The sequence below is a fragment of the archaeon genome (assembly GCA_016432545.1).
Lineage (GTDB): Archaea > Thermoproteota > Nitrososphaeria > Nitrososphaerales > Gagatemarchaeaceae > UBA183.
In genome coordinates this window covers 347,808-374,457 of the sequence record CP066694.1, presented here as the reverse complement: position 1 = coordinate 374,457, position 26,650 = coordinate 347,808, and the positions used below count along the sequence as shown (strand labels likewise).

Genomic DNA, 26,650 nt, shown 5'->3' with positions numbered 1-26,650 from the left:
TCCCAGTGCGTCTCTTCGAGTACCAGGCCAAAGACCTCTTCCGAAACTATGGCATCCCAGTCCCAAAGTCCACATTTGTCAAGGAAGCCTCGGGCGCCGTCGCAGCCTTGGAAGATTCGAAAAGCCCGGTCGCGCTGAAGTCGCAGGTCCTCGCAGGGGGCCGAGGGAAGGCCGGGGGCATCTCGGTGGTAGCGACTCCCGGGCAAGCGGCCGCCGAGGCGAAGCGGATCCTGGAATTGTCGATTGGCGGAGAGAAACCTTCCGGGCTGCTGGTGGAAGAGGCCTTCGAGCACGAACGGGAGATGTACCTGAGCATCACGCTGGACCGTGGGGAGAGGTCCTTCGTCGCGATAGGCACGGCGGCAGGGGGGATCGAGGTAGAATCGACGACTGAAAAGATTGTGAGAAGAGTCCCCCTCGAAGGGATAGCCAGGCCCTTCGCAGAGGAGGTGGCGAACCTGCTCAACCTCCAGGGTCGCGAGGCTGACGAATTCGTCCCAATACTCCTCTCCCTGGAGAGGCTCTCGAGGGAGAAGGAGTGCGAGCTCGCAGAAATCAATCCTCTCGCGGCCGGGAGAGACGGAACCCTCATGGCCCTTGATGCCAAGGTGATCATAGACGACAACGCCCTCTTCAGGCATCCTGAGTTCTCCAAGCTCCACCCGGAAGACGAGTTCGAGGGAGAGGCCTCCAGACAGGGTTTCGCCTTCGTGCGCCTTGACGGCGACATCGCGGTCGTCGGGAACGGGGCCGGATTGGTCCTGTCCACCCTTGACCTCGTGGGAGACGCAGGGGGGAGGCCGGCCTGCTTCCTCGACCTCGGAGGAGGAGCGCAACAAGACAGGATCGAGGCCGCCCTCAGGCTTGCGAACAGACTGCCAGGGGCCTCCAGGATTCTAGTCAACATCTATGGGGGGATCACCAAAACCACTGACGTAGCGGTTGGGATCAAGACAGTCCTGTCAGAGGGTGCGGTCAAGCCCCTCTTCGCTCGCATCAGCGGCGCCGACGAGGAGGAAGCGAGGAGACTTCTCGAGGGGTCCCCCGTGAGGCTCTTCTCCAGCGCCCCGGAAGCCGTGGAGGCGGCGGTCGAGGGATGATGCTACCTCTCCAAGAGGAGCCCATCCTCGTCCAGAACATAACAGGGCGATTCGGACGCCTCCACACCAAGTTGATGCTCGAATACGGCACGAACATCGCCGCCGGGGTCGCCCCGGGGAAGGGCAGGCAGGAAGTCGAAGGGGTCCCAGTCTATAACACCATGGCCGAGGCAGTCACTAAGACAGGCTCCAGGACCTCCGTGCTCTTCGTCCCGGCAGAGTTCACCCTTGCCGCGGGCAAGGAAGCCGTCGAAGCGGGCGTCAGGCTCTTGATTGTCATTACAGAACACGTCCCGGTCAGGGACACGCTCAAGCTCCTTGAGGTGGCCGGCCGCTCAGGAGCGACCATAGTCGGGCCCAACTGCCCCGGAGCAATAGTCCCGTCCTCCAAAGTGAAGATGGGGATCATGCCTGGCACTTCGTTCCGAGCGGGGAGCGTCGCCCTCTTCTCGAGGAGCGGGACGCTGATGTACGAGGTCGCGGGACAGCTCTCGAGCGCGGGACTTGGGCAGTCCATCGCCCTGGGCATCGGGGGAGACCCTGTCACCGGTACGACCATGATCGAGTGCCTCGACTACGTCAAATCGAAGGAGGAGACCAAGGCGGTCGTGGTCGTGGGCGAGATCGGTGGGGACGCGGAGGAGAGGCTCGCCCGCCACATCTCGAAGAGCGGGTTCCCAAAGCCCGTCGTCGCCTACATCGCAGGTAGACACGCCCCCAAAGAGAAAAGGCTCGGACATGCAGGCGCCATCATCTACGGGGACTACGGAACTGCCGAATCAAAGATTGGAGCGCTAAGGAAGGCCGGGGTGGGAGTGGCCATGAGCCCCATGGAAGTCCCATCGCTAGTGAAGCGCGCCCTCGGCGGCTGAACAGTCTCGTTTCACCGAAACCTTATAGTCCTCAGCCAGATGGCGGGCAAAAGGTCAGACATATGCCCATCGCGGACGCGGCCAAGAAGCAGATAGCCCAGAAGAGGAGGCTCTTCCTCCAAGTGTGTCTTAGGTGTGGTGCGCGCAATCCTCTTCAGGCCGACAGGTGCAGGAAGTGCAAGTCGTCGGACCTCAGGCTCAAGAACCGCTCCGTCGGGCTCAAGAAGTAAAGCAAATATCGGCACCCTGCGCGGCTCTCTCAGGGCCGGTCGTCTAGCCTGGTTTGGACGCTAGGTATCGAACCCGTCAGGCTCTCACACGGCAGAGGTCGGCGGTCCGAATCCGCCCCGGCCCACTTCTCGCCACCCGACCGCTACCTCCTGAATCTCTCGTAGGCAGACCTGGTGAGCAAGTCAGCCTCAGCATTGTCCTCTCTGGGAATCCACTCGAAGTCTATCGAGCCAAAATCCCTTGAGAGGTCCTTGGCCTCCTTGAGTTTCTCCACGTAGACTCCTCCCTTCACCTTCCATCCTTCGCTCATCTGGCCCACGAGCAGCTTTGAGTCGGACCTCACCAGGACGTCTCCCCCGACCCGCAGCTCTTTCAATTTCTTCAGAGCCTCGACGAGGGCTGCGTACTCCGCAAAGTTGCTCGTGACGTCGTACCCGGCGAGCCCTTCCCCTTCAGCGAGCCTCTTTGTTCCTTCATAGATCACGAACCCGTAGGTCCCAGTCCCCGGGTTGCTTGGTTGGCTCAGCCCGTCCACGTAGACGACGACGGTCATGACCTTCACGTATGCCCTAGAATCCCGGGGACTGGAGCCTGCCGATCTGTGCGGATACATTGTCGACATATTCGTTGAGCCTCTCCAGCATGGTCCGCGCCGTTATCACCCCGATGACCTCGCCTCCGCGCTTCACGAGGAGCCTCCTGACGCCCTTCTCCGCCATCAGCTGCGAGACGGCCGCAATACCTGCGTCTGCCTCTATGCTCAGCAACTCAGTCGACATTATCTCCCTCAGCTTCACGGACTTTGCGTCCAGTCCTGCCGCCACGACCTTGGAGAGGATGTCCCACTCTGTCACTATGCCCTCCGGTCGCCCCGGCGCGCCTACGACCGCGTATCCCTGCCTGGCCTCCTTCATCGCCTTGGCCCCCTCGTAGACACTCGTCTCTGCCGGGAGAGCGAGGAACTGCGACTCGACTATGTCCTTCGCGTAAAGGACCATCGACTTCTCGAGCCCCCAGAGCGTTAAATCCTTTCTCTCATAAGAGGGCAACCGAGGAGATTTCTGAACAAAATGAAGCGGAGCGGCCGTCGTTGAGACAGGCCGCCTTCTCAGAGGAGGGCCGTAGCCCTACATCCCTGTCTCTTCGCTTTCGCTGGTAGAGGCTGGGGCTTCGCTGGCCGCGGACATCCCTTCAGACCCGCCGACGACCGCGCCTGTGGCGAACCTGTTGGCGACTTGGGTCACTCTGACCTTTCCCTGCCATCCCTGCTTGGCACCGGCTACGAAAATGACGAAACCGTCAATCTTCGCAATGCCGTCACCACGCCTGCTGATCTCGGAAATGGTGACGTCGTACTCCTTTCCTACTTCAACCGGCTTTGGCTTGAAAGACCTGAACCCGCCGCTGCTGCTTCCGCCGCCGCTGCTGCGTCCATAGCCTCCTCGTCCGAAACTCGTTCTTTCACATCCTAGCGTCTCTCGGTACCGCTAAGATTTCCCCTCGATTCTGGGTTATTAAGCATAATGCCGTCTGAACGCGGAATCGGAAGCCAGGACGAGGAAGGACGCAGAAGCCTGGGCTGGAGAGTTCATAAGGGCCCTGCGAGGGAGCACCGTCATGCCAAGAGAGCTCAAAGACAAGGCAGAGTTCTCCAAGCTTCTCCCCTCAGCGACAGAAGTGAGGATCGTCAGGGGAGAGAAGTCGGCCAAGGTCAAGCTCCGGACCCCCGAGGGCCTCTTCACCCTGGAGACGACTGCTGAAGAGGCGGACTCCCTGGTAAAGGGCTCGAAGGCCCCGACGGTCGAGTACTGATCAGATTAGGAAGTACGCCAGCGCCAGCACGCCGAGCACCATCGGTATTGGGAGCCCGGGGAGGAGTTTCTTCCTAGACAGGAGACCCAGCGTCGCGACCACCCCGACGTCCACCGCGACCAGGACCGCGGCCGAGGCTCCGGGCGACCACCTGAAGAGCGCGAGCGAGGGCAGCATCGAATAGAAGACCAGGTCGCCGAGCCCTACCGTGAACTCCCCGGCCTTGACGGTCAGGCCCGCCAGTGCCACCCCCGGAACAGTCCCGACCAACTGCCTGAGGGGTCCCTTGAACACGGCGTAGGCGTCGTAGGCCGCGAAGGCCAGGGGCAAGACCAGAGCGGTCGTAGGGGACAGGGTCTCGGCAAAGAACGAGCCTACCTGGGCGCCAAGGAACGCAAGGGTGAAGGTCCCGACCCACCACCTGGTCCTGACAAAGACAACATACCCGACGAGCAACACCGTCCCGCCAGCTGCGACGAGCCCGAACTGGTCCTCGAATCCGGGCAGGTACTCGGAGGCAAAGACGCTCGCTGTCACAAGCGTGAGGATGAATGCCGACAGGGCCAGTGACCCAAAGACCATCACCCTGAAGGACAGGACCCTCTTCCTCCTAACGAGCGCTACAAGCACCAGAGTGAGCCCGAACGCCAGTCCCACCAAGACGAGCGCGTTCCCTGCGGACCCGGTCGGGCTCTCCCCGAAGGGATTGTATGTGTATCCCGACTCGTTGACGACGGCTTCGTAGACGGGCCTGTTCTGACTCGTGACCCCGAGCGCGAGCAGTTGGACGCAGGCGATGAAAGCGGTGGCAGCCGAGACGCTTGATGCGGTTACCTTCTTCGCTCGAGGCTCATCGGTCAAGCCACGAATTCTTGCCCGGGCATGGCCGCGGTCGCCTCGACCCCTAGCTCAGTGTGCAGCTGGTCAGCGAGCGCGAGGCAAGAAGCCTCCTCGCCGTGGACGGTCAGGAACTTCGGGCTCCCTCCGATGCCCTTCAGGTCGCTGAAGAGGGACGACTTGCCGCTGTGCGACGAGAAGTCGAACCTCCTCACCTCCGCCCTCACCTTCGTTGGCTTCCCCCTATAGATGGTGAGGCCCTTGTCGATCAGAGTCCTGCCGGGGGTCCCCGGAACCTGGAAGCTGACTATCGCGATACCGTTCCTCTCGTCCATCGAGAGGTGCTCGTTATAGAATATCGAGGATCCGCCCACGAGCATCCCTGCCGGGGAGACTATGACGCCTGGTTTCTTCGTGAGCCTCCTGCGCTGCGTCCAGCTGGTCACCTCTTCGATGGTCTCCATCGTCCTGCGAAGGGCAGTCGGGTCTTTCAGATATTCCTGGTACCTAAGGAGGATCCCGTTGACTTTGAGCGCCATCCCGTCCATGGCGATCGGATGCCTGAAACCTGCCTTGACAAGCGTCATCGCGATCTCCTGCGCCCTTCCCACCGAGAATGCCGGAACGAGGAGGACCCCTCCCCTCTCGACCACCTGTCTGGCAAAGTCAACCAGCTCTGACTCCGCCTTTGACCTGTGAGGATGGTCCGCGGTCGCGTACGTGCTCTCAGTGATTACCATGTCCGCTTCGCCCAGGTTCTTCCACGACCCCGCAAGTAAGTTGGTCTCCTCCCCGTTGATGTCCCCTGTGTAGAGGAGCCTCTTGTTTCCCGCCTCCACGGCCACCACTGCCGAACCTGGGATGTGCCCAGCGTCGTAAAAGCTGACCGTGAAGTCCCCGACTTGGAACGGCTCCATGTACCCGTGGTTGACAGTGTTGGAGTTCATCGCCATGAGGTCCAGGAACTCGAAGGGGAGGTACTGTCCTGAGATCTTGATGAAGTCCTGGATCAGGATGTTAGACAGCTCGGAGGTCACAGGGGTCGCGTGCAGCTTCATCTTGCCACCAAGAAAGTGCAGCGGGGCGGCCCCGGAGTGGTCAAGGTGCGCGTGGCTCAGCACGATTCCCTTGATGTCCTTCGGGGGAACGTGCATGGGGAACCCTGGGACCTTGGTGGTCATGGCCCCGTAGTCTAGCAGGATCTTGCTGTCTTTGTGCGTCACGAGAAACGCGGAGCGGCCGACCTGTCTGGCGGCTCCCAGAACCTTAACTTCCAATATTCGAAACTCTTTGAATAGCGCGCTTTTCGCTTTGTCTTTAAGGGTTTCCCCGCGGAATCGGTCGGAGGTCTTCCTAGAACTCGAAGTCCCAATCTCCAACCGACCTTATATCAGGCGTCCTCGCCGGCGGCTGACAACTTTGAACGCGCGGCCACTCCCCGCCATCGCGATCGCATTGCTCTTCCTCGTCCCCTTGGCCCCTGCCGCGGGCACACCGACGGGTGTGTCATACAACCCTGGGGCCGCGTCCGTCTACCATGCTCCCTTGTCGCAGATGGGTATCGTGGCCGTCGCCCGGTCGCACGTAGCCGGGGAGTCGCTCGTTTACCCCACCGGCTCGTCCAACCTCGCCTCCTCGCTGTCCGTCCCAGTCTCTCTCACCCGCTTCATCAACGACTCGAGCTACACTCCACAGTCCGAGACGACCCTGGCCCTGGACCCTTCGAACGCTTCTCACATAGTTGGCGGGTTCAACGACGGGCGCTACTTCTTCTGTCCCTCCCTCAGGTTCGCCGACTGCCCAGACGGCTACACAAAGTCGGTCAGCGGATTCACGACCTCCGCGGACGGCGGATCTACGCTATTGAAGAGCGACGACATCCCAGGGATATCCGTCACAGAGAAGAACCTGACCTCCTCAATTAGCGGGCCGGGATTCCTCGTTTCCTGGGGAGACCCCTCGCTCGCGGCAGGCCCTGGCGGCGTCTTCTACTACGGCTCTCTTGCGATCGACCCAGACTCGGGGGCGAACGGAGTGATGCTCGCAAAGTCCAACTCCAATCTGTGGGACCCCAGCAACTCCTGCGCCACACATCTGGCAACCCCCTCCACCAACTCCTGCTGGTCCACCAAGCTCATCTACGCCAACCTGACGTACCAGTGCCCGGCCACAGGGATCTGCGGCACCACCTCCTTCGAAGACAAGGACGCAATCGCAGTCGACCTCGACCAGGCATCCCCGTTCTTTGGCTCTGTCTACGTAGCCTGGAACCATTTCTTCTCCGACGGGCGAAGCGGCTCCTACCTTGCCCGGTGCACACCCAGCCTCTCATGCACCATGCTGTCGGGAGGGGCCTCCCCTCTTGTCTCCGGGCCCGACCCGTACGCCGACTTCGCGACCCCTGTTGTCGCCACAGACGGCACTGTCTACGTCGCCTGGTGCAACTTCGGCACAGCCAGCACCTTCGGCCCTGTGGACTGCCAGTCTCGCCTCTCGGCCGCGGGCGGGGCTTCCTTCGGGACTGTGCACCCTATCATGAGCTTCATGGGGGTGGGCTCCGACCTCCCCGGGTACTCAGCGATCGTGGGCTTCGCCACCGAGCAGTTCAGGGCCTCCTCTGAGTTCTCCTTGGCGCCCGACTCCTCCGGCTCTCCCTCCACCCTTTACTTCGCGATTCCGCTCTGTGTCAGCGGCGCATTCTACGACTTCCAGGACGTCCTGCTCCCCTCCGACAACCCCGGAAACTGCGGCGCGTCCGAAGTCTTCTTCATGACTTCCACGGACCGTGGGGCCGACTGGTCGAGCCCCTCCTCGATCTCCGACAGGGCCGTAGTCATCCAGCCTTCGATCTCCGTCGACCCAGACACAGGGGCAGTCGCGGTCGCCTACTACACTACGAAGTTCGACCCCTTCGACCACAGGGTCGACGTAGTCGTATCTGTCTCCAAGGACGGAGGCCAGAACTTCGCCGAGCTCCGCCTTACCCCGGTCTCCGACGAGCCTGACTCAGACCCATCTCTCTTCAACTACGCGAGGACCTTCGGCGGGGCCTTAGTCGTCCCCCAGTTCGGAGACTACATGACCGCGGCCGCCGGCCAGGGAAGGGTCTACGTGCTCTTCACTGGCAACTACAAGTCGGAAGGCGGCACGCTTCAGGCAGACCCGTACCTCGGGTGGGTGCCGGAGTCGCCCCCGGAATTGACCCTCGGCCCCGCTGCCGCTGACGCCGCGCCCGGCGACGTCGTCCCGTACTCAGTCCTCGGACTTGACCCCGGGTCGGCCTTCGGGCTCTCCCTCGACTGGAGCGGCGTACAGGTGGTCCTCGCGAACGGGACAGTCGGCCCTACCGGGGCTGTCGCGGGCAACTTCTCCGTGCCCAACCTGCAGAGCAGGGTCTACACTGTGGTGGCAAAGGACGCAAAGGGCACGTACGCCACCGCCAACCTCGCCGTCGGGCAGGTCTCGGTTTCGGGAATCCTCGCCGCCCTTCAGGGCCTCTCGCTCGCAGTCGCATCTCTCAACCAGTCGGTCACAGGCGCCCAGGCGGCTCTTTCGTCTCAGATATCGGCCTTGGGAACATCGGTGGGGGACTTGCAGGCTTCAGTCACCGATGAGCTTGCCGCGTTCAACTCGAGCCTCCTGACATCTTTCGCCGCAGTTGACTCTCAGATCTCCAGGGCCATATCCGGCCCGGCCAGCACATTGAATCTGATCGCAGTCATGCTGGTCATCTCGGTGGTGCTCCTCCTGGCCACCCTGTACCTACTCTTGACCAGCCGCAGGAAGGAAGGTCGGGAGAACCCCGCAGTCCCGTCAGCCTCGCCCCCTCCGGTCGGCGCAGCTTAAAGACCGGCAAATCTCAGGGTCTCCAGAGGTCAAATGCGGGTCCTTCCTGAAGGTGCGAAGCTCGAAAGCGGCACTCTGATAGCGGGCTTCCACGGGATCGGCGCCACTGGGTACTGGACCGTCAAGTTCCTGATCAACGAGCTCAAAGCGAAGAGGTCGCTCTTCATCGACTACGAGCATGCGCCAGCGGTCACATCGCAGTCGGAGGGGCGAATCGCGACCCCGTACGAGGTCTACGTGGCCGGGGACCTGGCGATGCTGAAGGCCGAGGTGTCTCCTGTGCGGGAGAAGGAGAACGAGTTCTACCGAGACCTCGCCGAGTGGGTGCTGATGTCGGGCGTGAAAGAGGTCGCCCTGGTGGGGGGCCTCGACGAGTCCCTCAGGAACGACGACCGCCAGTACAAGATCGCGATGACGAGCACTCTCGCAGAGAGAGGGGGCGTCCCTGGCGAGCCGGTCTTCGAGGAGGACCGGATGATCGTGGGCCCGGTCGCATCCCTGCTCAACACCTTTGAAATGCATTCGTTCCCTGCCCTTGCGGTGCTCGCCTACTCTAACACCGAAAGGGTGGACCCCAGGGCAGCCGCGGTCGCCGTGGACTTTCTCTCGAGGCGGTACAACTTCCAAGCCAACACCACCCCGCTGATCAAGGGAGCAGAAGTCATAGAGGGCGAACTGAAGCTCATCGAGGAGAAGGAGAAGCGCCCGACCGGGTCCGTCTACTCCTGACCTTGCTCTTTGACGACCGTCCAAAGCTAACCCTGCTGTATCCCATCGCCCGCAGGGCTTTGAGAGCCTCCTTCGCCTCCCCTTCAGGCTCAGACTCGGCGACCGTCTGTGTGAAGGGATACACAAACTCCAGCTCCTCTGGGAACGCCCCGAGCACCGGGTGGACGAGATAACGGTCAACCCCAGGGGGCGCCCTGGGGCGAAGTCCCTTCCCGCTCCCTCGCTCGATCACGACCGCTTTCCCTGATGACGGTCGTAGGGCCCTGCCCAGCCTGGCTCTAGCACCGACCAGCTCCGGCCGCCTTTGGTCCTCCTCGCTTCTTACAAATAGGCCCCGGTCCTTGATAGGAGGGGTCCCTTCGACAAAGTCTCCTGAGTGCTTCGCGAACTCTCTGAACGCCTCTCTCAGCCTCGGGTGAGCCATGGACTTCTCTTCGACGAGGTCCCAGAGCCTTCCCTCCGAGATCGCCTCCCTGCACATGTTCACCTCGTCTCTGATGGTGCTCAGGTTGTGGACCGCGACTGCCTTGACCCTCTCGGCCGACTCCATGTCGAGAAGGTCCCTGATGTCTGTCCTGCTGCAGGCCATGCATCCGCAGGGGAGAGACTTCATCGACTCCAGCGCGAGGACCCCGCTCCTTGTCATGTACCTGCCCTTCTTGGCGAAGAGGATGTAGCTAGCGGAATCGAACGTATCGCAACCAAGCGCCACAGCCAACGGGGTCGTCAGCGGATGTCCCGCCCCGAACAGGTGCATGGGCAAGGAATAGGGCACAGCCTTCTTCGCGGCGACGATCATCCTCACGAGGTCCGCGAACATGTAGCTCTCCATCACCTGCACCGGGCTCCCCAGCGCGAGGAACTGGAACCCGGAGCGCGCGAGCTCCCGAGCCGACGCCCTGACGAGGTCCGAATACAGCCCTCCCTGGATCGGCCCCACCCAGTTGGTGCCCGTACCCTGGCCGAAGTCAGCCAGAGTTGCCTTGGCGTTCGAGAGGCTGTACTCCACCGTTTCTCTCGCCACTCCACGGCTCTGAGGATATCCCGTCGGCCTGTCGAGCGTCACAGCAAACTCGGACCCGATCGCCGACTGGAAGGCCGCCGAGTCCCTGTAGCTCAACCCCAGGTCCCCGTATTCGAGGGCCTGATATCCGCCGGAATCTGTCATGAAGACCCCGTCGAACCCCAACAGGCTGTGGATGCCCTTCTCTGCGGACTCCTGCCGGAGCCTAGAGTACATGATGTAGGAATTCGTCATCAGACCCTCGAAGCCCATGGCACGGAGCTCAGAGACCGGGACAGCCTGCCGGACGGGGTGGATTACCGGTAGAAGGCACGGGGTCTCCAAGACCTTCCCCCCGACCCTGAGGGAGCCGAGCCTCCCCCATCCGTCACTCTCCTTTACCTCGAATGTGAAGCCCACAGTCACCCGGCGCCCCGCCGTTCAATCTTAAATCCGCTCTTCGCGACCAAAATCCATGACTGCCTCAGGCGCCGGTCCGAAGGCGAGGTTCGTCGGGCGCGCTTCGACAGGCCTCTCCGGAGCATCCATCGCGCTCTTGGTGGTCTTCCTCTCAATCAACGCAAGGTCCCCGAGCCAGGTCCTCGTGGCTGTGGCGCAGATCTCCGCTGTCTCCGCTGCGGCGTCGGGACTCGCCGCCTTCTTCGCATGGTCCGTGGTCCTCTGGACCCGTGCACCGGCGTGGAGGCGCCCCTACGCCGTCCTCGCGGTCATCGCCCTGTGCGTACTCGCCGCCCACCTGTACATCGTCAACTCGCCACCTACTTCAGTCGCCGGCGAAGTGTCAGGGCAGCCAGGAACTTCGTTTTCCGACTCGCACGTCTCTGTCACGACCACTCTATTCGGCTCCGAGCTGACCGTGGTGGTGCAGGACACCGGGTCCAACGCGATTGGCAGGGTGGCCGTCACCCTGGACGGCCAGGCCCTCGACCCTCAGAGGCTCTCCCCCGGGCCCACCTTCGAGTACCCAGTCCAGCCCCCTAGCGCCTACCTGCTCGGGTTCGCGACGTCCACCGAAGGGACGTGGCACGTGACCGCTTCTCCGGCATCGACGGTCGCGGTCAGCTACGACTACCTGACTTGCTACCACGTCCCCGAAGAAGGCGACCGCCGCGGGGTCTACGGGTGCATAATGGACGAGACCTACTACGTTCCGGCCGCGCAGGCCATCCTGTCGGGGGCCCAGTGCGCGCCCTACGCGGACAACTGCAACATGGAACACCCGCCCCTGGCAAAGGCGCTGATCGCGGGAGGAATCGCCGTCCTCGGGTTGGACGACCTCGGATGGAGGCTCCCCAACGTGATCCTCGGCACACTGAGCATCCCCCTCCTCTTCGTCCTCGTCTACCTGCTGACCAGGAACCGGGCCCTCTCGTACTTCTCGACCCTCCTCTTCGCCTCCGACACCCTGTTCTTCGTCCACTCCTCCGCGGCTCTGATAGACGTCCCCTCTGTCTTCTTCTCCCTGGTCGGACTGGTCCTCTACTTCAAGCCGGGGAAGGTCTGGAGAATCGACAACTACATGGCGTCAGGATTGTTCTTCGGGCTCGCCGCACTCTCAAAGGAAACGGCCCTCTTCGCGCTCGCCGCAATCGCAACCTACGAGCTGGTCTTTCGCTCCCCGAGCCTCAGGGTGGCCGCGTACCGGGTCTCCGGGACAGTCGCCGCCGCAGTCTTGACCTTCGTGGCGGTCGTCCAGCTCTACGACTCCCTCCTGGGGTCAGGGACTCCTTGGTTCTTCCAGCACGTGGCGTACATGCTCTCGTACGGGTCGTCGCTAGTCGCGCATCAGCTGGCTTGCCAGCCGGTCACCGGATACTGGTGCAAGTTCCCCAACAGTCCCGGGGGTCCCCCAATCCTTCCGATCGACTGGCTCGTCTACTATGCCCCCGTGCAGTACCTCGTGACGACCGCGACCTCGGCCGCAAGCGGCCTCAGGCTGGTCTCTGCGGGGTACTTCGGGGTCGCCAACCAACTGGTCGTCTGGGAGGTCTTCATCTGGGTCCCCCTTGTCGTCCACTCCCTCTACAAGGCGCGAAGGGCCGTCCCAGGCCGGGTCGCGGCCGACAGGTTCGGGGTCTTCATACTAGTGTGGTTCCTTTGGTCCTACCTTCCCTACCTACTCCTCATGGCCTACGGACGGGTCACCTATCCCTTCTACATCCTTCCTGCCATGCCCGCCCTCGCGTCTGGGGCCGGTTACTTCATCACAAGGGAATGGTTCCCCCGCAAGATGGCGGCGCTGTACGTCATCGCAGCCTTCGGGATCTTCTTTCTCTACTTCCCGGTCAAGGCCTTCCTGCCCGACTACCTCCGGGCGCTGCTTGGACACTGACCTGTCGAATCCCGGGCGCCGGAGATACGCTAATCTACGCCAACCTGCAAAGTGGGCAGGGAAGCAGGTTGACCAGGGTCGCAGACGTCAAGACGCGGGTATCGTCCGTAGAACTCCTGGCCACCCTCAAGAAGAACTACAGCTACCGCGAGCTCTCCGCCGTCCTCGGCCTCTCGGCCCCGATCCTCAGCAGGTACGTCCGCGGACACGTCCTCCCGAGCGCCGCGCGCTCCGAGAAGTTCATCGCGACCTTCAGGGAGCGGCTTCTCAGGAAGATGGTCGCCGACGAAGTGAAGGTCTCACCGGACGGGTCGTACGACATCAGTGCCGTCGTCTCCGACGTCGGCCTTCTCAGACAGATAGCCAAAGTAGTGTACAGCGAGTTCAGCCTTGCAGGGGTCGACAGGGTCCTTACCATGGAGGTGGACGGCGTCCCCCTCGCGGCCGAAGTCGCGGGCGAATTCAACGTCAGGCTCGCCGTGGCCAGGGCGGAGAGGGACCTCGGGGTCGAGGACTTCCTTGAGCAGAAGGCGGTCTATTCACCGTCGTCGGTCAAGTACCTCTACCTCCCTAGGTCTGCCATGAAGAAGGGCGAGCACGTCCTCATCGTGGACGACATGGTGCGGTCCGGGACGACCATCGAGGCGCTCGCAAAGCTCGCCGAAAAGGCCAAGTCGAAGATCGTAGGCGTCTTCGCGATAGCTTCGATCGACCAGGCGGTCCCCAAGCTCAAGGGCAGGCTCGGGCTCACATGCCCGATCGAGTCTCTAGTCAACCTGGAGCCAAAGTCGCGCAGGTACAACTACTAGGCGAGCGGAGATGGAGCCCAAGACCATCGACAGGGAGTTCGTCGCGCGGGTCATACCTCCCCGACTCTTGAAGTCCCACAAACGGATGAACGGGACTGTCTGCGTGCTCGGAGGAAACTGGCTCTACCATGGCGCCCCCTATCTCTGTTCGATGGGAGCGCTCAGGTCCGGGGTCGACCTTGTTTACACTGCCGTCCCCGCCAAGGTGGCCCCTTCGATAAGATCCCTCTCTCCCGACCTGATCGTGGTCCCGCTCCCGGACGGAAAACTGACGAGGGGCTCTGTCTCAAAACTTCTCTCCTGGACCAAGGGGGTCGATTGCTTCGCAGTGGGCCCGGGCCTAGGGCCTCAAAGGGCCGGGGCAATCGCAACCGCCCTCCTCCAGCTGAAGAGCGCCTCGACCTCCATGGTCCTCGACGCGGATGCCCTCAGGGCGGAGGTCCTCGGGGTCCTTGGTCGCGGCACGCTTGTCACCCCCCACGCAGGCGAGTTCTCCCGCCTTTTCGGCGTCGAGCTGCCCGACGAGCTTTCCGGGAGGGTCAAGACCGCCGAGAAGTGCGCCAAACAGTCTGGGCTGACAGTCCTCCTCAAAGGACCTGCCGACGTGATCACGGACGGGGACAGGACTGCCCTAAACGAGACCCATTCGCCCGCGATGACCGTGGGGGGTACTGGTGACGTCCTCACTGGTCTATGCGCCGGACTCCTCGCAAAGGGCGTACCCTCCTTCGAAGCCGCCTGCGCTTCCGCTTTCATCAACGGCTCGGCCGGGGCAGAGGCAGCCCGAGAGTTGGGGCTCCACATCGCAGCCTCTGACGTACTCTCACGGATACCTGCAGCGATGAAAGGGTTCGACCGCACGAATTGACCACGAGGCGTCCGGGCCTCCAGAGAAAGTGGTCGCACGTTGTCAACTCCCTGCAGAGGGTGGTCCCCTCCTACGAGCTGGCGTCCTCGAGGATCGCTCTCTTCGGCGACGGGAAGATGAGGAGGGCCGTTGCAGACTTCCTCACGGGGTCCGAAGGGGCCATCCTCGACCTGGGCTCGGGCCCAGGGACCATGGCCAAGGCCCTGAGGAAGGCAAGGCTCGCGGTCGTCCTCCTGGACATCTCCCGACCGATGCTCAAAGCGTCAGGGAGCCCCGACTCTGTGCAGGGCCTCTTCGAGCACCTCCCGTTCCGGGACTCTTCTTTCGCGGGGGCTGCCTCCAGCTACGCCATCAGGGACTCTCGGGACCTGCCCGCCGCCCTCTCCGAGCTGGCGCGCGTCGTCCGTCCCGGAGGGAGGGTCGGGGTCTGCGACCTAGGGAAGCCAGACTCGCCCGTCAAGGGCCTCCTAGTCGCGGCCTACCTGAGGACTGTGCCCAGCGTTCTGGGGCTCGTCACCGCTGGAAGGCAGGGGCTCGCGTACGGCTCTCTGTTTGACACCTACGTCCTCACCCTGCCCAACTCTTCCCTCCTTGCAGCCTTTTCCCGACACTTCGGCGGTGTGACAATCGCGGAGCCCAATCTCGGAGCCTCGATCGTCCTCACTGCAACGAGGCCGCGCTAGACCTTCTTCGAGAGGGCCTTCAGCAACTCCTTCGCACCCGAGACCGGGACCCTGCACCCTGCAGCCTTCCTGTGCCCGCCCCCGCTTCCCCCTAGAGAGGCAGCAATCCTCGCTATGGTCCGTCCGAGGTGCACCCTGCTCACCGAGGTGGACCTGAGGCTCACCTCGTACCAGCCCTCCTGCTTTTCCTTCATCGCGACACCGACCGGCACGCCGAACGCACCGATGAGGAGCTTTGCGACGTTTCCGGTGGAGTACTGCGTAGTGATTAGATATGCCAGCCTCCCGATCCTGCGGCCCTCCTTCCTTACCCTCTCCGAGATTCGCGCGAGCTCGTCCAGTTGGAGAACCGCGGCCTCGGGCACCCCATCGATCGAGTGAGGCGCCTTCATCTCCGAGAGGTCCCTGACCACTCCCAAGGCGAAGCCCTTCTCCTTGGACTTCCTCCCGAGTGCATAGGAGAGCATCGAGGCCTCGAGGAGCACCATCTGACGGTCCTCCTGCTCCATCATCGCTGAAGCCTCGGGTGAAGTGTCAAGGTAGTCGGTGACCGCGCCGCAGAGCGCAATCAGCCGTGCCCCATGGGGCAGCTTGCTTCTGAACTCTAGGTAGGCCAGCATGCTCGAGGACTCTCCCGCGTCGTGGACGACCCTGACTCCGGCGGCCTTCAGCCTCGCCTTGGTCTTGGCCGTCATGTAGTGGTGGTCGATGTACCTCACCTTGGCCCTCTTCGCGATCGAGCCGATCAAGCCTAGGAACTCCTCCAGGTTTGCATTGTCCGCGCCCAGGTCGCAAAGAACCAGCTCTCCCACGCCCTTGGGAACAGCTTCGAGCTTCTCCAAGAGGTCGTCGTAGTCAGCGAGCACGACCTCTGCGCCTGTCGCAGCCCGAACTATGGCGGCAGCCCCGAGGCCGTCCACGTCCTTCACGTGAGAAATGCAGAGCGCCTTCAAGCAAGTCGCAGGCGCTTTGTGCCGGATTTAAGCTGAGCCGAGGTCCGTCAGACCGCCGCCATGGGTCGCCCGCGTTCCGGGTCCCACCACGCGCGCCCCATGCCTCCTGTGTTGTACGCAGCCCCGACCCGACCCTTGATGTCCACGGTTATCAGGCCGGCAGTCTCGGCCCCCCTCTCCCTAGTGATCATCCTGACCGCCCTAAGCGCCCCCTTGTGGGCCGACGACCCCTCCATGAACTCGCACGCACGGAGGGATAGAGCCGTCCTGATGATCTCCTCCCCGGTCCCTGTGGCGCAGGCCGCGCCCGACCTCGCGTCAGCGTACAGCCCAGCCCCCAAGACTGCCGAGTCCCCCACCCTGCCGCTCCTCTTCAGCCAGATCCCTCCTGTGCTGACCGCCGCTGCAGGGACCCCGTCCTCTCCGAGCGCGACCGCACCCACCGTGCCTCCGCCGCGGGGACTGCGGCCCGAGACCTTGCCCGAGGTCAGGGTCGCATACTTCTTGAGCGCCGCCTTCGATGGGCGCACCTCCTCAACCTTCATCCCGGCAGCGACTGCGCACTCCTCCAGCGCGCCCCCCACCATGAGGACGTGTGGGGTCTGCTCCATGACCCACCTGGCGAGCGAGACAGGGTGATAGGTACACGTGGCGGCCCCCACTCCGGCTCCTCTGAGACCCTTCCCGGTCATGACCGCGGCATCGAGCTGCACCTCGCCGTCGAGCGTCAGACACGCTCCCCTTCCAGAGTTGAACAGACCAGAGCCCTCCAAGCCCACGACAGCCGCCTCTACCCCGTCAAGCGCCGACCCCTTCCTCATCGCCCCCAGCCCATCCTCTACCGCAGCCTTCAGCACCTCGAATCGCCTGTCCCCCTTGCGATAGGTGACCCGCCCCGCCCCTCCGTGCACGATCATGGCTGCCCTCACGGGACTTTCTTCCGCCATCGCCTTCGAGTCACGTATTTAGAGAGTTGCAAAGTGACCATGGGGCGTGATCAGCGTTCCTAAGGGCGCCCTCCGCCTTGCGGCCCTGAGACTGCTGTCAGAGTCTTCGCTCTCGGGCGACGGGCTAACCAAGAGCATTTCGAGGCTGAGCGCCGGAGAGTGGGCCCCCGGGCCTGGCTCTGTCTACCTGATCCTGTCCGAGCTGCTGAAGAAGGGGCTGATCACCGAGCTCCCCAAGAGGGAGGGCAACGAACGCCGGTACATCATTTCCTCGAAGGGGAAGGCCGAGCTCGCGCGCCTCTCCAAAGAGGCCGGCAGGGACGTAGAGCGCCTCGTCCGCCTTCTCGAAGTGTATGCCTCTCTTTCAGGAGACGGGGAACTCGAGAGGAGAGTCAGGGGAGCCTCCCAGACGTTCCTTGGCGGCCCGACCGCTGGAAAAGCTTAGAACGGGTCTGGGACGTCACCGGGTCGCAGATTGCCTGACGCCCCCACAGAGGTAGAGCGCATAGGGATCGAGCAAGTGCCGCCTGAGAGCAGGCACGGGTCTCCGCGCAGGACATTCACACTCTGGTTCGCTGCCAACCTGACCATAGCAGACTATGTCATCGGTGTCCTGACGACAGTATTCTTCGGTTTTAGCCTGTGGGAGGCGCTCCCGATCCTGGTCATCGGAAACGCACTGGGAGGCGTCCTGCTCGGGCTCTCCGCCGGCATGGGCCCGAGCCTGGGCTTCCCGCAGATGCTCTCTTCGAGAGCCTCCTTCGGCAGGGTCGGCAACTATCTGCCGGGTGCGCTCAACTGGGTCAGCACGGTGGGCTGGTTCACGGTAAACACCATACTCGCGGTCGTCGCGCTGCAGGTTATGCTCCCAGGGGCGAATTTCGTGCTCGCCGCAGCCGCATATGTGGTCATCCAGTCAGTAATTGCGATCTACGGGCACGACTTCATCCACCTCTTCGAGAAGGTGATGTCGGTCGTACTGGGCCTCCTCTTCCTGCTCATCTTCGTGCTGGCGGTCCCAAAGCTTCCGCAGGCGTTCGCCTATCAGCCCTCTGCCGGCGGGGCAAGCCTCGGGATGGTCGGGCTCTTGCTCGTCGTAAGCTTCTCCTACCTGATGTCGTGGTCCCCCTACGCCTCGGACTACTCCAGGTACCTTCCTGAGCGCGTTTCTAGAAGGAAGGTAATCCTCTTCGCAGGGGCCGGAGGAGCGATCTCGTCGTTCGCAATCGAATTCGTGGGAGCCTTGGTCGGGTCTCTCACCGCTCCCCAGACCGTCTCCCTGGGGTACTTCGGGGGCCTCAACTCCTTCGCGGGGCAGTTCGGATGGCTCGCCATGCTGACCCTGATCCTCGGAGCCTTCGCCGCCGACGCGCTCAACCTCTACACGAACTCCCTCTCAGCCCTGGTCCTCGACGTGAAGGTCGGCAGGTGGATTACGGTCGCGGCTGGCGGCGTCGTGGGATTCGCGGTCGCCGTCCTGGTCAACTCGAACTTCGAGTCGTTCTTCGAGAACTTCCTCCTCGCCCTAACCTACTGGATCATGCCCTGGCTGGGAATCGTCCTCGTGGACTACTACCTCCGCGGCCGCACGACGGCCTCAAGCGTCCAAGGCGCAAGGGCGTTCGACATGGCCGGCCTGGGAGTCTACGCGCTTTCCTTCCTGGTCTCCGTCCCGTTCATGGTCCCGCTGATCGCCCTCCCCAATCCCCCGGTCGGCGCTCTAGCCTACCTATCAGGAGGAGTCGACATCAGCTTCTTCGTGTCCTTCGGGGTCGCCGCCCTCCTCACCTATCTGGTGCGCAAGAAATAGCCTACGGTCCGCAGAAACCTCTGTGAACATCGCACCGAGTATTTTTATCCCCTCAACGAAGCGGTCAGGCCGTGTCCCTGGAGACCAAGTTCAAGGTCGACATCTTCCCGGCGCTGAAGCCGAAGAAGGTCCCGAAGGTGGTCAGCGAGCAGCTGAAGGGAGGGGCGAGCCCCAAGGCCATCTCGAGGATGAAGAAGGAGAGCGTCAACTGTCCGGTCGTGAAGAGTGAGGTCGCGTTCCTCGTCTGCTTCGCCTGCCCGTCGTTCCTGCGGAGGGTTTCGGGAGTAGTCGACTGCGCCGGAGGAAACGGTCCCCCCGCCGAGTGGCTCCTGGGCTAGCCCTTCCAGAATCCTAGCGCGAGTCCGATGATGAAAGTTATCGAAGAATAGGGGAGGTATCCTGCGAGGCGCTCGACCTGGCCCGCAAGCGAGCTCCCGGACCTGAACAGGGAGACAAGAGGGGTCAGGACCTGGTCGGGCGAGACTATCCCGAGGAAGATCAGCGCGAGCACGATCACCGCGATGAGTATCCCTATCTTCAGGACGCTCTTGATGATCAGACCCACTATGAACCCGATTATCAGGGGGAGAATCGCTGCGACGAGGAAGGTCAGGGACAGGTCCGGCGGCAGGAAACTGACCACGGCCCTAATCCTCAGGCACGCTTTATGAAGGTATCCCGCTCCTCACCGCAGACACCGAGCGCCGCAACTCGCGAAGTGGCCGAGGAACGTTAAAATAGAAATCGTGGCGGCAACGACACAATTCTTCCAGAGAGACCAATAGCATGAAGTGTGAATTCTGCGGCAGGGACGAAGCCCTTCCATTCGTCTGCAACTATTGCGGAGGCGCCTACTGTCCTGACCACCGCCTTCCCGAGGCGCATCTCTGCAAGGGAGACCTTAGCGCGAGGAGGACCGTAGTCCCCCCGCCACAGACCACCTACACGTGGTCCACCGGCCCAAGCCTCCAAGGCGTCCCGGCGCCGGGCAAGGCTTTCTCCGGCGTTGAGGTCCGCGACATCCTGGTCGCATGGCTCGGCCTCGGCTTCGCGTTCTTCATCAGCCTGAACGGAGGCGTGTTCGGCCTCCTTTCGGCCTTCCCCGCACAGGACGCGGGCCCCGACCTGTCGGAGAAGCTCGCAATCGCACTGATCGCGATTGGCTCAGGATTCGTCCTCCACGAGCTGAGCCACAAGTTCACGGCCCGCAGGTACGGCTATTGGGCAGAGTTCAGGATGTGGACCTTCGGCCTCTTCCTCGCCATCGCGACCTCGCTGATCGGGTTCATCTTCGCCGCCCCCGGTGCGACCTACATCTCCGGGTCTAACATTTCGCGCTCCGAGAACGGAAAGATCTCTCTTGCGGGCCCGCTCACGAACCTCGGGGTCGCGTTCGCGTTCTTCCTCGTCTTCCTGGCCTCGCCCCCCGGGTTTGTCTCTGCACTTGGCTGGGCCGGTACTTACTTCAACATCTTCCTGGCGGTCTTCAACCTGCTGCCACTGGGACCGCTGGACGGCTCCAAAGTCTTCGCCTGGAACAAGGCTGGATGGGCTGCGGTCTTCGTCCCCCTCGCCATCGTGCTCTACACCTTCGTATCCCTCACAAGGGGTTAGCTCCGGAGAAGGCCGGGGCAGGGGTAAACTAACTCCACCCAGTCTGTTAAGTTACTTTCAGTCTCCCGGATAACCATACTCTCTGGCCCAACCTAACACCTCGATGGCGCAGATCCACCAGCCTGGCACGATGTCGCTCCTCGCCGGGTGGGCGCTCTCGGTCGGCGCTTTCAGGCGCAACAAGATGCCGGTCGTCAAGAAGGTCCTTGCGGCCGGGCTCTGCAACGCGGGATACTCATACAGGGAAGTGGCGCGCATGGTCGGCGGCCTCTCCCACATCGCAGCCCGGGACGCATTCCTTGCACTGAACGACAGCCTCCCTGAGGAGGTTCGAAGGCCCAGGCGGGAGGTGGCTATCGACGGCTCGCAGGTCTACTTTGAGGGGAAGGGCTTCTACCTCTGGCTGGCAAGGGACGTCGAGTCCGGGGAAATCATGTGCTTCCACGCGTCGCCCACCGCCGGGGCTGACGACGGGTCCCGGTTCCTCGCAGACGTCGGCCGCCAGTGCGAGAACAGGCCCGCCCTGCGCCTCGGGTCAGGCGCCAACGCCCCCCTCGGGCTTCTAAACCTCGACCTCTACTTCCAGCGCTCTCCTCCCCCAAGCATCATGGGGAGGCTCGGGCGCTTCATCGGCATCGGGGCCACGAAGTCGACTTAAGAGCGAGGAATCTTGCGATGTTTCCATGCCTCGAGCCGTGCTGGTCTACGACTATGGGTGCGGACCCTGCAAGAGGATGCGTGACGTGGTCGACTTCCTGGACCCCGGGGGCTCGCTCTCATACTCACCTATCCAGGAGGCGGAACGCGATGGTCTCCTCGACCCTGTTGCGCCTTCGAAGCGCTACTCTTCCTTCCACCTTGTCGCTGCCGACGGCACGGTCGCCAGTGGGCCGGGAGCGATCCCCGGGCTCCTTTCGGTCATTGCAAGATGGCCCTTTCTCTCCAAGCTCGCCTCGGCACCCGTCCCTCTCGCAATCGAAACGAAGGTCTACGGTGTTCTTTCCAGGCTCCATGACACCGCATCGTGCTCGACCGACCACGGCGACCTTCAGCGCTGACATAGGCACACAGTCATCTTCTCCAGAAGACAACTACTCTGGTGTTAAATCAGGCCCCGAATCTAGAAGACGTGGAAGCCCAGCACGAAGCGGAAGAACAGGGGGCATCCCCTGACATGACCCAGGGACTCCAGCGGGTCATGGACATCCACATGTCGAGGCTCTTCGGCGACAGCTTCCATCCGGTCCTCAACCACGAACTCTCGAGCAAGATCGGCTGCGACCTCCTGACAGGCCTCAGCAACCATCCCGACAGGACGATGGAGGTGCTCGCGGGACTATTCAAGGGCGAAGAGAAGGCGGCCCTCGTGCTCTCGGCATTAGGGCACGCGCTCAAGGGGAGCGCCCCGGGCGAGGACAGGGACAGGCTGCTCTCGATCCTGACTGCCGCTGGCGCGGGGCGGCGCCTTCGCACCTGCTTCAGATAATCCAGATTCCGGATACTTCCTCGTTATATCCGCAGCAGGCCCCCGCCCTTGGGCGTCCTTGTCCATACTCTGCTCGCCGGTCGATGCGTGATGGACCACGAGACGATAATCGACGTCTCGAAGGTCTCAGCGAAGGGGCAGGTCGTGATCCCCAAGGCGATCAGGGACAAGTTCGACCTCAAGGAAGGTTCGAAGCTGATCGTGGTCGGCTCCGCCGACGCCGTGGTCCTCTGGCGCATCGACACTGTCGTGGGGAGGGCCAAGACCCAACAGGTTCTCGACAGGGTCAGGTGGCTCGCCGGAAGGATAGGCATCAGCCACGAATAGTCTCTTCTGAAAAAAGGAGGGCCGACGAACCGGGTCCCGGAAGGGCGCCTAATTCGTCTTGCCTACTTTCAGCGGTCCCAAGGAGAACTTGTACCCGTTTTCTGACAGGAAGGTGCTCTCAATCCCGGTCAGGACGACCATGACCCTTGCGTGCCCGTTCATCGTGGGGTCCACACGGGCGCCCCACACGATCTTGGCCTTCGGGGGAAGCGACTTTGTGACCAGCTCACCGGCCTTAGTCACCTCCTCCAGGGTTATGTCGTGGCCGCCAGAGACGTGGATCAGCGCGCCCCTGGCCTTCGAGATGTCCTTGATGTCCAGCAGCTGCCCCTCGATAGCCTGCCTCACAGCCTTCTCGACCCGCTCCTCTCCTTCTGCGTACCCCACTCCGATCGCGGCGAGGCCCCTCCTCTCCATGATCGCCCTGAGGTCCGCATAGTCGATGTTGATAAGGCTCGCAGTGGTTATCGTCTCGGTGATGCCCTTCACGAACTGGCCCACCAGCTCGTTGGCAACGCCGAGCGCGTCCTGCAGCGGGAGGTCGCCGGCCACCTTGGCCAGCTTGGTGTTGTCGATGGCTACCACGGTGTCGCAGTGCTGCCGCATCCGCTCCAGGCCCTTCTTCGCGTTCTCGTACCTGTACCTCTCGACCGAGAAGGGCAAGGTCACCACGCCGATCACGAGCCTCCCGTTGGCCTTGAGGGCCTCCGAGTAGACCTGCGACGCGCCCGTGCCCGTCCCTCCGCCGAGACCTGCGCACAGGAAGAGGATGTTCGAGCCCTGGGTCTCTTTGTCCAAGTCCTCCAGGCTGAACCTCGCGGCTTCAGCTCCCCGGTCAGGGTATCCGCCCGCACCCTGGCCGTGGGTGAGCTTCTCGCCGATGAGGATGCGCCTGTCTGCCTTGGTGATGCTGAGGTGCGCCGCGTCCGTGTTGGCAGCGATCAGCTTGCCTCCAGTGAGGCCACGCTGCTTGATCCATGAGATGATGTTGCTGCCAGCGCCGCCCAGGCCTACGACCGTTATGTTGGGCCTGGCCATGCGCATCGCAGCTTCGATTCGCTCTGCCTCGAGAAAGTCTTGCGTTTGCATAGACATTTTCGTCCTTGTTGGGCCGGGCAAGGGTAAAAGCGGGGCGGAGGGGCAACATAGAACCCGGGTGCATCGGAGGTAAGAAAAGTAAGACGAGGAGCGTTTCGCGCTGGTTTCTCTCTCACTTGCCCGAAGGGGTCCAAATCGAGGTCGATGTGAACCTTGACAGGCTCCGGTCAAGCCAGGCTACCCAGTTACCTGCCGGTTACCTAACGCGTATTAGTTGCTCACGCATCTTTTTGGTTGGGTCGCTGCACCAGTTGGACCGCTTTCCGAAAGAGGTGCTCGTCGGGAGGTACATTCCAGGCCAGAGGGTGGCGCAGATCGTCGTCCTGATGAAGGACTCCAAGGGTGCGCTGGCCGAGGTCGCGGGGATCATGGCGGGGGCGGGCGTCGACATCAAGCAGAGTGCTTCCTCTTCCAGTAGTCGCAGCCAAACAGCGGTCTACAACGCACTCGTGGTCCTCGAGGACAACGCTGTCACGATAGAGGAGCTCGTGAAGAGAATGAAGGCTTCTCGATTCGTCATCGACGCTGAAGGGGTCTCGGGTGTCGAAGGGGCAATCCTGGACCAGCTGACATTCCCAATGACCTGGGCGGGACAGCGCTCGGTCCTCCTGAACCACGAAGCGCTGTCAGGGATGCTCGAGTCGATCCGAGGGATCTTCGGCACGGGAGGGGACATGATACTCTTCGAGCAGGGGCGGACGTATGGCAAGACGCTTGCGACCCAGCTGGTATCCGACGTGGGAGAGGCCTTCGCACGGAAGAACTTCGGATATGGACTGAAGCTGATCTCTGCGACCGGCTGGGGAGTCCCCGAAGTGACCGACTTCGACGCGGAGTTCAACTATGCCGTCATTCGGGTCAGGGACAGTTTCGAGTGCGACGGCCAGAGGTCGTCGGAGCCCTGCTCGCACTTCATGAGGGGGTTCCTGGTTGGAGGGCTGCTCGCACTCACCGGCAGGAACTTGGACTGCAGGGAGACGAAGTGCGTAGCCAGGGGCGAAGACTGCTGCGAGTTCACCCTGGTCAAGCGCGAATCAAGGCCGATGCAGCTTTACCCGGTGGGAGAGCGGGCCAGGTAGCCTCAAGGAAGCCTCCCACGTCTCTGTGCCGGGAAGGTTCTGCCTCTATCAAGCTCGATATCGACATTGATGGCGTCAAGCGGCTGAACAGAGGACACTCGCACAACCCCCTCCCCCGTCAACTTCGGAGTGGGCAACAGGCCTTTTGACGCGGGGCGTCGGGCAGTTGGCGTGGCTTTCAGCAGCGAAAGGTCGTCAACCGCTATGAGGGGATCCACGATTGTCGTCCCTTCATCTAAGAAGAGTGCAATGAAGTTCAAACTGGTCGTGACGATAGATGAGGGTCTGCTTGCCAACATCAAGAGGTATCGGATCGTGCCTTCGCAAGTGATCAAAAGGGCGCTCAGGCAGGAAGTCCGACTAAGGCGCGCAGAGGCAAGGGCCAGGGCGAAAAGGAAGGCGCAAGGCCAGGTAGTGAACAGGTTCAGCGGCGAAGTCCTTTCGAAAGGATGAACAATCTGGTCGGCAGGTCAGAAGCTCATGTCCCGCACGGATTAGTTCTGTGACGGACATTAGATGAGCCGTGGAGGGGTGGTGTCAGGGACGGAGAAGTACCCTTCCAGCGAGTGGATTTGTTCGGGGTCCTTGCGTGCGGCCAGTAACGGCGCCTTGAACTGACCTGTTTATCCTGTAGGGACACTGGCGCTCCGCCAAAAAACGCTCCACAGCAATCCCCATTCTTTGCTCCCAGGCGCAGGCAGGTACCCTTCAGGGGACACTATACCTGGAGAAAGTGCCAAGTGCCCATGTATCCTCGAGGGGAACTTCCTGCAGAGCCCTCAACGGCGCTGCGGTGCGACCTTGCGGCTTTCTCCGAACCGGGGACGCCTCAGCCCAAGCCAGGCTAGGCCTTGGGTCTTCGCCGGGCGAGCGCGGTCATCAGGCCCAGCCCGAGGAGGAGTCCCGCGGAGACCAGCGAAACCCCCAGGATCGCACCCTCCGGAGAGTCGAGAGAACCAAACCCTGTCTTGAGGAATGTTCTCGTTGTCACCTGTGTCCTTTCCACAGTGACGAGCTTGGTCGTCGTGGCTGTGGTGGTCTCGGTCGACTTACTTGTCGTTGAAACGACCACGAGGCTGCACTTCGCAAGGGCGATCCCCGATGTCTCGTTGCCTGAGCTGAAGCCCCTCCCCCAATACCAGATCAGGAGCGATGACCCGTTGACCAGGGCTGAGGCGCCCAGGGTGCTCCCGTTGACCCATGTCGGCGAACCCGCGGGGGAGACCAGGACGGACTTGCTGGCGGTCCAGCTGATCCCGTCGTGGGAGGTGGCGTACGAGATCTGAGTGTAGTCGTCGAGGACCATGATGTAGGAGCCCCCCATCTTGACGACCGAAGGGTGGCTGAAGTACGAAGTGCCGTTCCAGAACGACTGCGAGTCCCCGAGGACCGGGTTTCCGGAGTACTTGTTCCAGTGGATGCCGTCGGCCGACTCCGCGTAGTCGACTGAGAGGAACCAGCTGCTGGAGTTGACTACTGGGTGCCCCGTGTACCACATCCTGAAGATGCCGTTGTCAAGAATCACGTCGGAGAAGCGCGTCCACCAGCTGTCGTAGTAGCCGGGGCCAGCGGTGAGCACCGGGTTCGAAGGGTACCTTGTCCAGTGGGCGTTGTCGGGCGAGTATGCCAGTCCAACCTGCCTGAAGGAGTCGGTCCCTGAGCCGGTATAGTAGAGCAGGTACATGGTCCCGTTCCAGAGGACGTAGGGCGAGTAGACGGCTGAGTCGTCCCAGGTGCCGTTCAGGCCCAGTGACAGGACGGGGGTGGGTCGGACGTCCCACGTTATGCCGTTTTGTGAGGACGCCGTGAAGATCCCTGTTACGTTGTGGATTGCGCCGCTGAACCACATGATGTAGGCGCCGCCCTGCCTGATCACTGAGGGGTACTCGTACTTTGTCGCATAGTCCGTGTAGGTGCTGTTGTTGAATGCGACCGCTGTAAAGGGCTCGGAGTGGTCGAGCAAGGGGTTCCCCGGGTAGTCGGCGCAGCCCTGTGCGGGGAGGCGAGCGGGGTCCTGGGCCTTCACTGAGTGGGAAGAGGGAACAGGGAACAAGACCAGGAGTCCCAGGACAAGCGCAGAGGCGATCCCTCGCAACGGGGACTTCTTGGCCCTCCTCATCGATAAGCGTATGCCACTGCTGAGTGCGTAGGGTTCCGCATAGGTGCTACGAAACGCGTAAACGCCGTGTGCCG

General features: G+C 62.4%; 31 protein-coding genes and 1 tRNA gene. 21 read left to right on the top strand and 11 right to left on the bottom strand.

The window, feature by feature from the left end; translation table 11 throughout:
- Window positions 1–5: 5 nt before the first annotated feature.
- The 4 genes from HY247_02090 to HY247_02075 all read left to right on the top strand — a co-directional run bounded on the left by HY247_02090 (window position 6) and on the right by HY247_02075 (window position 2,327).
- Window positions 6–1,100, top strand: a complete 1,095-nt coding sequence (locus HY247_02090) for an acetate--CoA ligase family protein (protein ID QQG49125.1) — start codon at window positions 6–8, stop codon at window positions 1,098–1,100.
- The gene (gene sucD / locus HY247_02085; GenBank protein ID QQG49124.1) at window positions 1,097–1,972 is read left to right on the top strand and encodes a succinate--CoA ligase subunit alpha; all 876 of its coding nucleotides are present in this window, start codon (window positions 1,097–1,099) and stop codon (window positions 1,970–1,972) included. Before HY247_02090 ends, sucD begins: the two co-directional genes overlap by 4 nt.
- Before the next feature lie 62 nt (window positions 1,973–2,034).
- Window positions 2,035–2,202 carry a 50S ribosomal protein L40e gene (locus HY247_02080; protein QQG49123.1) on the top strand — a complete coding sequence of 56 codons (168 nt, stop codon included), beginning with the start codon at window positions 2,035–2,037 and terminating at the stop codon, window positions 2,200–2,202.
- 32 nt (window positions 2,203–2,234) lie between these two features.
- Window positions 2,235–2,327, top strand: a tRNA-Val gene (locus HY247_02075).
- Window positions 2,328–2,345: 18 nt separating this feature from the next.
- On the opposite strand, the gene HY247_02070 is transcribed toward HY247_02075, so the two are convergent.
- From HY247_02070 to HY247_02060, 3 genes are all read right to left on the bottom strand, one after another.
- Window positions 2,346–2,765 carry a ribonuclease HI family protein gene (locus tag HY247_02070; protein ID QQG49122.1) on the bottom strand — a complete coding sequence of 140 codons (420 nt, stop codon included), beginning with the start codon at window positions 2,763–2,765 and terminating at the stop codon, window positions 2,346–2,348.
- Window positions 2,766–2,772: 7 nt separating this feature from the next.
- Entirely contained in the window at window positions 2,773–3,201 is a 429-nt protein-coding gene (locus HY247_02065) for a CBS domain-containing protein (GenBank protein QQG49121.1), read from the bottom strand.
- Window positions 3,202–3,330: 129 nt separating this feature from the next.
- The gene (locus HY247_02060; GenBank protein ID QQG49526.1) at window positions 3,331–3,546 is read right to left on the bottom strand and encodes a TRAM domain-containing protein; all 216 of its coding nucleotides are present in this window, start codon (window positions 3,544–3,546) and stop codon (window positions 3,331–3,333) included.
- A 274-nt stretch (window positions 3,547–3,820) separates the two neighbouring features.
- On the opposite strand from HY247_02060, the gene HY247_02055 reads away from it, so the two are divergent.
- Entirely contained in the window at window positions 3,821–4,015 is a 195-nt protein-coding gene (locus tag HY247_02055) for a hypothetical protein (GenBank protein ID QQG49120.1), read from the top strand.
- On the opposite strand, the gene HY247_02050 is transcribed toward HY247_02055, so the two are convergent.
- Together HY247_02050 and HY247_02045 are read right to left on the bottom strand one after the other, a co-directional pair.
- Window positions 4,016–4,876: a hypothetical protein gene (locus HY247_02050; GenBank protein QQG49119.1), complete on the bottom strand. Its 861-nt coding sequence runs from the start codon at window positions 4,874–4,876 to the stop codon at window positions 4,016–4,018.
- Complete coding sequence (locus HY247_02045) at window positions 4,873–6,129, bottom strand: MBL fold metallo-hydrolase (GenBank protein ID QQG49118.1); 1,257 nt, start codon at window positions 6,127–6,129, stop codon at window positions 4,873–4,875. Before HY247_02045 ends, HY247_02050 begins: the two co-directional genes overlap by 4 nt.
- A 142-nt stretch (window positions 6,130–6,271) precedes the next feature.
- Between HY247_02045 and HY247_02040 the strand changes: the two genes are divergently transcribed.
- Entirely contained in the window at window positions 6,272–8,698 is a 2,427-nt protein-coding gene (locus HY247_02040; protein QQG49117.1) for a hypothetical protein, read from the top strand.
- A gap of 33 nt (window positions 8,699–8,731) precedes the next feature.
- Window positions 8,732–9,427, top strand: a complete 696-nt coding sequence (locus tag HY247_02035; GenBank protein QQG49116.1) for a proteasome assembly chaperone family protein — start codon at window positions 8,732–8,734, stop codon at window positions 9,425–9,427.
- Here the strand turns inward: HY247_02035 and tgtA are convergent.
- Window positions 9,381–10,850: a tRNA guanosine(15) transglycosylase TgtA gene (gene tgtA, locus HY247_02030; protein QQG49115.1), complete on the bottom strand. Its 1,470-nt coding sequence runs from the start codon at window positions 10,848–10,850 to the stop codon at window positions 9,381–9,383. The genes HY247_02035 and tgtA overlap by 47 nt on opposite strands.
- A 55-nt stretch (window positions 10,851–10,905) precedes the next feature.
- On the opposite strand from tgtA, the gene HY247_02025 reads away from it, so the two are divergent.
- From HY247_02025 to HY247_02010, 4 genes are all read left to right on the top strand, one after another.
- Window positions 10,906–12,783, top strand: a complete 1,878-nt coding sequence (locus HY247_02025) for a glycosyltransferase family 39 protein (protein QQG49114.1) — start codon at window positions 10,906–10,908, stop codon at window positions 12,781–12,783.
- Window positions 12,784–12,851: 68 nt separating this feature from the next.
- The gene (locus tag HY247_02020) at window positions 12,852–13,592 is read left to right on the top strand and encodes a helix-turn-helix domain-containing protein (GenBank protein ID QQG49113.1); all 741 of its coding nucleotides are present in this window, start codon (window positions 12,852–12,854) and stop codon (window positions 13,590–13,592) included.
- 10 nt (window positions 13,593–13,602) lie between these two features.
- Window positions 13,603–14,460: an NAD(P)H-hydrate dehydratase gene (locus HY247_02015; GenBank protein QQG49112.1), complete on the top strand. Its 858-nt coding sequence runs from the start codon at window positions 13,603–13,605 to the stop codon at window positions 14,458–14,460.
- Window positions 14,457–15,143, top strand: coding sequence for a methyltransferase domain-containing protein (locus tag HY247_02010; protein QQG49111.1), 687 nt, complete (start codon window positions 14,457–14,459; stop codon window positions 15,141–15,143). Before HY247_02015 ends, HY247_02010 begins: the two co-directional genes overlap by 4 nt.
- On the opposite strand, the gene HY247_02005 is transcribed toward HY247_02010, so the two are convergent.
- Together HY247_02005 and HY247_02000 are read right to left on the bottom strand one after the other, a co-directional pair.
- Complete coding sequence (locus HY247_02005) at window positions 15,140–16,096, bottom strand: hypothetical protein (GenBank protein QQG49110.1); 957 nt, start codon at window positions 16,094–16,096, stop codon at window positions 15,140–15,142. The genes HY247_02010 and HY247_02005 overlap by 4 nt on opposite strands.
- 47 nt (window positions 16,097–16,143) lie before the next feature.
- Window positions 16,144–17,025, bottom strand: a complete 882-nt coding sequence (locus tag HY247_02000; protein QQG49109.1) for an isoaspartyl peptidase/L-asparaginase — start codon at window positions 17,023–17,025, stop codon at window positions 16,144–16,146.
- A 64-nt stretch (window positions 17,026–17,089) separates the two neighbouring features.
- Between HY247_02000 and HY247_01995 the strand changes: the two genes are divergently transcribed.
- The 3 genes from HY247_01995 to HY247_01985 all read left to right on the top strand — a co-directional run bounded on the left by HY247_01995 (window position 17,090) and on the right by HY247_01985 (window position 19,191).
- Window positions 17,090–17,488: a PadR family transcriptional regulator gene (locus HY247_01995; protein ID QQG49108.1), complete on the top strand. Its 399-nt coding sequence runs from the start codon at window positions 17,090–17,092 to the stop codon at window positions 17,486–17,488.
- A gap of 30 nt (window positions 17,489–17,518) precedes the next feature.
- Window positions 17,519–18,853: a cytosine permease gene (locus HY247_01990; protein ID QQG49107.1), complete on the top strand. Its 1,335-nt coding sequence runs from the start codon at window positions 17,519–17,521 to the stop codon at window positions 18,851–18,853.
- Window positions 18,854–18,924: 71 nt separating this feature from the next.
- Window positions 18,925–19,191: a hypothetical protein gene (locus HY247_01985; protein ID QQG49106.1), complete on the top strand. Its 267-nt coding sequence runs from the start codon at window positions 18,925–18,927 to the stop codon at window positions 19,189–19,191.
- Here HY247_01985 and HY247_01980 read toward each other — a convergent pair.
- Window positions 19,188–19,496 (bottom strand): hypothetical protein, encoded by a 309-nt coding sequence (locus HY247_01980; GenBank protein QQG49105.1) that lies wholly within the window; start codon window positions 19,494–19,496, stop codon window positions 19,188–19,190. The genes HY247_01985 and HY247_01980 overlap by 4 nt on opposite strands.
- A 143-nt stretch (window positions 19,497–19,639) precedes the next feature.
- On the opposite strand from HY247_01980, the gene HY247_01975 reads away from it, so the two are divergent.
- The 5 genes from HY247_01975 to HY247_01955 all read left to right on the top strand — a co-directional run bounded on the left by HY247_01975 (window position 19,640) and on the right by HY247_01955 (window position 22,280).
- Entirely contained in the window at window positions 19,640–20,467 is an 828-nt protein-coding gene (locus HY247_01975) for a hypothetical protein (GenBank protein QQG49104.1), read from the top strand.
- A gap of 103 nt (window positions 20,468–20,570) precedes the next feature.
- Complete coding sequence (locus HY247_01970) at window positions 20,571–21,125, top strand: hypothetical protein (GenBank protein ID QQG49103.1); 555 nt, start codon at window positions 20,571–20,573, stop codon at window positions 21,123–21,125.
- Between the two features lie 25 nt (window positions 21,126–21,150).
- Window positions 21,151–21,525, top strand: a complete 375-nt coding sequence (locus HY247_01965) for a DUF393 domain-containing protein (GenBank protein ID QQG49102.1) — start codon at window positions 21,151–21,153, stop codon at window positions 21,523–21,525.
- Window positions 21,526–21,596: 71 nt separating this feature from the next.
- The gene (locus HY247_01960; protein QQG49101.1) at window positions 21,597–21,953 is read left to right on the top strand and encodes a hypothetical protein; all 357 of its coding nucleotides are present in this window, start codon (window positions 21,597–21,599) and stop codon (window positions 21,951–21,953) included.
- A gap of 87 nt (window positions 21,954–22,040) precedes the next feature.
- A complete protein-coding gene (locus tag HY247_01955) occupies window positions 22,041–22,280 on the top strand; it encodes an AbrB/MazE/SpoVT family DNA-binding domain-containing protein (protein ID QQG49100.1) in 240 nt (79 codons plus the stop codon).
- A gap of 48 nt (window positions 22,281–22,328) precedes the next feature.
- Here the strand turns inward: HY247_01955 and ftsZ are convergent, their stop codons facing one another.
- Window positions 22,329–23,369, bottom strand: a complete 1,041-nt coding sequence (ftsZ, locus tag HY247_01950; protein ID QQG49099.1) for a cell division protein FtsZ — start codon at window positions 23,367–23,369, stop codon at window positions 22,329–22,331.
- Between the two features lie 260 nt (window positions 23,370–23,629).
- Here ftsZ and HY247_01945 point away from each other — a divergent pair, with 260 nt between their 5' ends.
- Together HY247_01945 and HY247_01940 are read left to right on the top strand one after the other, a co-directional pair.
- On the top strand, window positions 23,630–24,457 hold the full coding sequence (locus HY247_01945) for an ACT domain-containing protein (GenBank protein QQG49098.1): 828 nt from the start codon (window positions 23,630–23,632) through the stop codon (window positions 24,455–24,457).
- A 249-nt stretch (window positions 24,458–24,706) separates the two neighbouring features.
- Window positions 24,707–24,910 (top strand): type II toxin-antitoxin system CcdA family antitoxin, encoded by a 204-nt coding sequence (locus tag HY247_01940; GenBank protein ID QQG49097.1) that lies wholly within the window; start codon window positions 24,707–24,709, stop codon window positions 24,908–24,910.
- Window positions 24,911–25,301: 391 nt separating this feature from the next.
- Here HY247_01940 and HY247_01935 read toward each other — a convergent pair whose 3' ends face one another.
- The gene (locus HY247_01935; GenBank protein ID QQG49096.1) at window positions 25,302–26,552 is read right to left on the bottom strand and encodes a hypothetical protein; all 1,251 of its coding nucleotides are present in this window, start codon (window positions 26,550–26,552) and stop codon (window positions 25,302–25,304) included.
- Between the last annotated feature and the right edge of the window lie 98 nt (window positions 26,553–26,650).